This is a genomic window from Streptomyces graminilatus (genome assembly GCF_001418565.1).
GTDB classification, from domain to species: Bacteria; Actinomycetota; Actinomycetes; order Streptomycetales; family Streptomycetaceae; genus Streptomyces; species Streptomyces graminilatus.
In genome coordinates, this window is sequence record NZ_LIQQ01000234.1 from 1 (window position 1) to 5,411 (window position 5,411).

A 5,411-nucleotide genomic window follows, 5' to 3' on the forward strand; every position below is an offset into this window, starting at 1 on the left:
GGGGAGGTGCGGGTGGCGGGTTTCCTTCGCAGACCTACCCAGTGGGCGCGACGGCAGACGTAGGTGGACGGACGAACCACGGTACCGCCGGTCGGATTCCGGCGTTCTTCCGTCGCCGGCCGGACGAGGCCCACCACATTCGCGCCACCCGCACCCGCACCTCCCCCCTGAACCACTATTCACTCAGTACATGTATCGAGTGCATAATGATCCGCATGAGCACCCGCCACATTCTGTTGGGGCTGCTCGCCGGAGGGCCGAGCCATGGCTACGACCTCAAGCGACGGCACGACGAACGCTTCCCGCAGGCCCGCCCGCTGGCCTACGGCCAGGTCTACACGACCCTTCAGCGCCTGGTGCGCGACGGGCTCGCGGAGATCGACGGCACCGACGCGGACGGTGGTCCGGAGCGGACCAAGTACCGGACGACGGCGGACGGGGAGCGTGAACTCGCCGCGTGGGTACGGGAGATCAGCGCGCCCGCGCCGCACGTCGTCAACGAGATCTTCGCCAAGGTCGTCGTCGCGATCCTGGCCGGCGGGGACGCCGCCGCGTATCTGCTGGACCAGCGGGCCGCGCACATGGCACGGATGCGGGAGCTGACGGCGGTCAAGACCGCGCCGGGATCGGACCTCTCGACCGTGCTCTCGGCGGACTACGCCCTCAACCACCTCGACGCCGACCTCCGTTGGATGACCACCACGGCGGCCCGGCTCACCACACTGACCGCGGAGGTCGACACGGCATGACCGTCAACGAGGAAGCATCCAACGGGGACACCTCGCCACCCTTGCTCGTGGGGCGCCGCCTGTCCAAGGCGTACGGCAGGACGCCCGCGCTGCGCGGCGCCTCGGTCGAGCTGCGGGCCGGCGAGATCCTGGCCGTCACGGGGGCCAGCGGCAGCGGGAAGTCGACGCTGCTGCACTGCCTGGCGGGGATCGTCCGGCCGGACCTGGGCGCCGTCGAGTACGGCGGGGAGCGGCTCGACACGCTGCCGGAGCGGCGGCTGAGCGAGCTGCGGCGCACCGAGTTCGGGGTCGTCTTCCAGTTCGGGCAGCTCATTCCCGAGCTGACCGTGCTCGACAACGTGGCGCTGCCGCTGCTGCTCGCCGGGGCCGCGCGGGGAGCGGCGCACGAGCGGGCGGGCGAGTGGCTGGAGCGGTTCGGGGTGCTCGGGCAGCGGACGCTGCGGCCGGGCGAGCTGAGCGGCGGCCAGGCGCAGCGCGTCTCGCTGGCCCGGGCCCTGGTCACCGGCCCGAAGGTGGTCTTCGCCGACGAGCCGACGGGTGCGCTGGACTCCCTCGCGGGCGAACAGGTGATGGCGGCGCTGACGCACACGGCCCGCGAGTCGGGCACGGCGGTCCTGCTGATCACGCACGACGCCCAGGTGGCGGCGTACGCGGACCGCGAGCTGAGCCTGACCGACGGCACGGTGCCCGCCGACGGGGCCCCGACCTCGGCGGAGGTGACCTCATGACATCGGCATCCGACCAGGTTTCCCGCCAGGGCTCCCTCAAGGGCTCCCCCAAGGGCTCCCTGCGCGCCGATGTGCGGCTCGCCTGGCTGCTCACCCGGGGTTCCGACCGGCGGGAATGGTGGCGGGTCGCGCTCACGGCTGTCGGAGCGGGGCTCGCGACCGGGTTCGCGCTGGCCGCCCTGGCCGTCGCCTCGCTACGTGGGTACCGCCACGTGCCGTTCGGCAACGGGCTGCTGGACCAGCCCGGGGAACGTTCCGGCGTGGTCCTCACCCTCGTCCTGCTGCTCGTGCCCGTGCTCGGGTTCCTCGGGCAGTGCGCGCGGGTCGGGGCCGTGCACCGGGACCGGCGGCTGGCCGGGCTGCGGCTGGCGGGGGCCGGTCCGGCGCAGGTGCGGCGGATCGCGGCGCTGGAGACGGGGCTCGCCTGTCTGCTCGGCTCGGCGCTCGCCACCGTGGGGTGCGTGCTGTTCCTGCTGGGCGCGTGGCGGCAGCCGCCGCCCCTCCTCTGGCCTGGGATCGCGCTGGTCGCGGCGGCCGTGCCGGTGCTGGGCGCGCTGGTGGGCGTACTGGCGCTGCGGCGTCTGGTCGCGTCGCCGCTGGGCCGGGTGCGGCGGGTGGCCCCGCGCGAGGGGCGAGGGCCGGGGATGCTGGTGCCGATGGCCGCCGTGGGGCTGCTGTTCGTGGGGCTGCTGCTGGCGCCACGAACAGTATTCGGCGGGTACGAGACCGCCCCCGGGCTGGTGTTCACCGTGGTGATCGGCACCGGCGCGGGCGCCCTGTGGCTGACCGGCGCCACCTCCCGCTGGACGGGGCGGACGCTGGCGGCCCGTACCGCCGATCCGGCGACGCTGATCGCGGCGGAACGACTGCGCGACGACCCGTGGGCCGCCGCCCGCACCCATGCGGCGGTACTGCTGGTGACCACCGTGGGCACCGGGTTCGTGGGTGTCCGGGATGTGCTGCTGGCCTCGCTGCGCGCCCGCGGGCAGGGCGTGTCGGCCATGCCCATGTCGTTCTACACGACCGGCGTCGACCTGGCCGGAGCCGCCGTCCTGGTGGCCCTGGTGATCACGCTGTGCGGGCTCGGCGTCGGCACCGCCGAGTCGGTGGCGACGCGCCGCCGGGGGCTGGCCGCGCAGACCGCCGCCGGAGTGCCGCGCGCGGTGCTCGGCCGGGCGCTGCTCCTGGAGACGGCCCTGCCCCTCGCCCCGGCGCTGCTGCTGGCGGGCACCGGTGGCCTGCTGATCGGCGGCTGGCACGCGGCGCTCGCCCAGGAGGGCAGCCACTCGGTGCCGTACACAGCGCTGCTGGTCCCCCCGGCCGTCTACGTGTGCTGTCTGCTCGCGGCGGCCACGTCACTGCCGCTGCTGCGCCGCTCGGTGCGTCCGGCGGAGCTGCGGTACGTGTGAGCGGGCCCGCGCATGACTGATCCGGCCCTGGGGAAGGGGGGTTCCCGGGGCCGGATCAGCATCCGTACCGGACGTGCCCGTATTCAGGTGTCAGAAAGCCCGGACCTCAGGCTGAGATGCCGTCGATCCGGGCCATCGCGTCGTCCGCGCCGTACGGCTGCAAGTACGGCAGCCAGCGCGGGTCCCGGTGCCCGGTGCCGATGATGCGCCAGGCGAGGCCGGTGGGCGGGGCGGGTTTGTGACGCAGCCGCCAGCCGATCTCGAAGAGATGGCGGTCCGCCTTGGTGTGGTTGCAGCGACGGCACGACGCCACCACGTTGTCCCAGCGGTGCTGGCCGCCGCGGGAACGCGGGATGACATGGTCGACGCTGGTCGCGGCGGCGCCGCAGTACATGCACCGGCCGCCGTCACGCGCGAACAGTGCCCTACGGGTCAGTGGAACGGGCCCCCGGTAAGGGATCCGTACGAACCTCTTCAGCCGGACCACGCTGGGTGCGGGGACAGTAATGGTCGCGCTGTGCATGAAGGCGCCCGATTCCTCCAGGGAGACAGCCTTGTTCTCCAGGACGAGGACGAGCGCGCGATGGAGCGGTACGACGCCGAGTGGCTCGTACGACGCGTTGAGTACCAGGACATGCGGCACGGATGCCTCCTTGGGCGTCGGCGGCGCGTGGCTCGCGCCGGGACGATCTGTAGTCAGTCTCCCCTCTCGCCCGGCGGCTGCGCCACCACGTCCCGGTAACGGGCTGGGAGTGTTTTCGACCACACGTCGCGTTCATGACCCGGGACCGCACCCTGTTCATCCCCAGGTGAGCGCGTTCTCTCCCTCGAACATGGCGCCGATCCGCACACGTTGCCCCGTTAGTGTGGTGGTTCTGCCCTCCGGTGACCTTTCCGTGACCTGAATCACGAGCTCGACAGCGAGCCGACCGCCGTAACCATCCGTACCGGGGGCAGGCCGCTTTGGAGGTACCCCCGTGTCCATCACCGCAGTCCTGTCCGCCGCCGGACCCGCGCCGTCGCCGACTCCCACGGAGTCACCGACCGTGCTGGTCCCTTCGCTCCAGGACGCCCAGCAGAGCGCGACCCACGCCGCGAGCTGGGTCCAGCAGAACTGGTCCACCTGGCTGGCGATCGGCCTGAAGGTCCTGCTGATCCTGGTGATCGCGGTAGTGCTGAGAGTGGCGGTCCGACGGGCGATCACCAAGCTGATAGACCGGATGAACCGCTCGGTCCAGTCGTCCGACGGCACGGCCCTGGGCAGTCTGCTGGTCAATGTCGAGCGGCGCCGTCAGCGCTCCCAGGCGATCGGCTCCGTGCTGCGCTCGGTGGCGAGCTTCATCATCCTGGGCACCGCCGCCCTGATGGTCCTCTCCGCGTTCCAGATCAACCTGGCCCCGCTGCTCGCCTCAGCCGGTGTCGCGGGTGTGGCGATCGGTTTCGGCGCCCGCAACCTGGTGACGGACTTCCTCTCCGGCGTGTTCATGATCCTCGAGGACCAGTACGGGGTCGGCGACACGATCGACGCGGGGGTGGCGTCGGGCGAGGTGATCGAGGTGGGCCTGCGTGTGACGAAGCTGCGCGGCGACCAGGGCGAGATCTGGTACGTACGCAACGGCGAGGTCAAGCGCATCGGCAACCTCTCCCAGGGCTGGGCGACGGCCGGCGTGGACGTGACCGTGAGTTCGCATGTGGACCTGGACCGGCTGAAGGAGACCCTCGACGAGGTCACCGAGAAGATGAGCCGCGAGGAGCCCTGGAACGAGCTGCTGTGGGGCCCGATCGAGAGCCTGGGCCTGGACAGCGTGCTCCTGGACTCCATGGTCGTCCGGCTCACCGCGAAGACGATGCCGGGCAAGTCCCTGACGATCGAGCGCGAACTGCGCTGGCGCGTCAAGCGGGCCCTGGACGCGGCGGGCATCCGCATCGTCGGCGGCACCACGGTCCTCCCGGAGGAGGAGCCGGACGACCCGACGGCAGGGATCGCACCCCCTTCCGTGTACTCGAACTCCGGCTCCCCCCAGGTGGAGGCGGCGTCCCCGATCGCCCCGGGCCGGCCCGTCCGGTAGCCGCACGAGACACCCCACGGCCTGTACGAGAGAGGCGGCGCCCCCGATCCGGGGGGCGCCGCCTCTCTCGTTGCCCGCTCGTTGCCCGCTCATCGCCCCCTGACGACCCCCTTGACGTCCCCCTCGGTCCGTTCTATCTTCTCGCCATCCGATAGGAAACTTTCCTAACAGTCATCGCACTGCGAAGAGTCGTCGTGAAGAATCGCCGTGAAAAGCTGGGCCCGGAAAGGCAGGTGCAGACACCCATGGCAGGAACCGCAAGCACGCCAAGCACACCAGGCACTCCCCGCGTCCTGCGCGCCATGAACGACCGGGCCGCCCTGGACCTCCTCCTGGAGCACGGCCCCCTGTCCCGCACCCGGATCGGCAAGCTCACCGGCCTCTCCAAGCCGACCGCCTCACAGCTCCTCGCCCGCCTGGAGGCGGCGGGACTCGTCCTGGCCACCGGCACCACCG

The 5,411-nt window shown here is 71.9% G+C and carries 6 protein-coding genes; 5 read left to right on the forward strand and 1 reads right to left on the reverse strand.

Annotation, left to right across the window (positions count from 1 at the left end):
• The first annotated feature begins 215 nt into the window (after positions 1-215).
• From AOK08_RS20325 to AOK08_RS20335, 3 genes are read left to right on the forward strand one after another with little or no spacing between them, the layout of a single operon-like run.
• Positions 216-749 carry a PadR family transcriptional regulator gene (locus AOK08_RS20325; RefSeq protein ID WP_055527883.1) on the forward strand — a complete coding sequence of 178 codons (534 nt, stop codon included), beginning with the start codon at positions 216-218 and terminating at the stop codon, positions 747-749.
• Positions 746-1,477 carry an ABC transporter ATP-binding protein gene (locus AOK08_RS20330; RefSeq protein ID WP_055527875.1) on the forward strand — a complete coding sequence of 244 codons (732 nt, stop codon included), beginning with the start codon at positions 746-748 and terminating at the stop codon, positions 1,475-1,477. The genes AOK08_RS20325 and AOK08_RS20330 overlap by 4 nt, the downstream gene beginning before the upstream one ends.
• Positions 1,474-2,886 (forward strand): hypothetical protein, encoded by a 1,413-nt coding sequence (locus tag AOK08_RS20335; RefSeq protein WP_055527877.1) that lies wholly within the window; start codon positions 1,474-1,476, stop codon positions 2,884-2,886. Before AOK08_RS20330 ends, AOK08_RS20335 begins: the two co-directional genes overlap by 4 nt.
• Positions 2,887-2,992: 106 nt before the next feature.
• On the opposite strand, the gene AOK08_RS20340 is transcribed toward AOK08_RS20335, so the two are convergent.
• Positions 2,993-3,529, reverse strand: coding sequence for an HNH endonuclease (locus tag AOK08_RS20340; protein ID WP_055527879.1), 537 nt, complete (start codon positions 3,527-3,529; stop codon positions 2,993-2,995).
• A gap of 334 nt (positions 3,530-3,863) precedes the next feature.
• Here AOK08_RS20340 and AOK08_RS20345 point away from each other — a divergent pair, with 334 nt between their 5' ends.
• Both AOK08_RS20345 and AOK08_RS43375 read left to right on the forward strand, forming a co-directional pair.
• Positions 3,864-4,955: a mechanosensitive ion channel family protein gene (locus tag AOK08_RS20345; protein WP_055527881.1), complete on the forward strand. Its 1,092-nt coding sequence runs from the start codon at positions 3,864-3,866 to the stop codon at positions 4,953-4,955.
• Between the two features lie 245 nt (positions 4,956-5,200).
• A partial coding sequence (locus AOK08_RS43375; protein ID WP_198539318.1) for a helix-turn-helix transcriptional regulator occupies positions 5,201-5,411 on the forward strand: 211 nt, incomplete at its 3' end.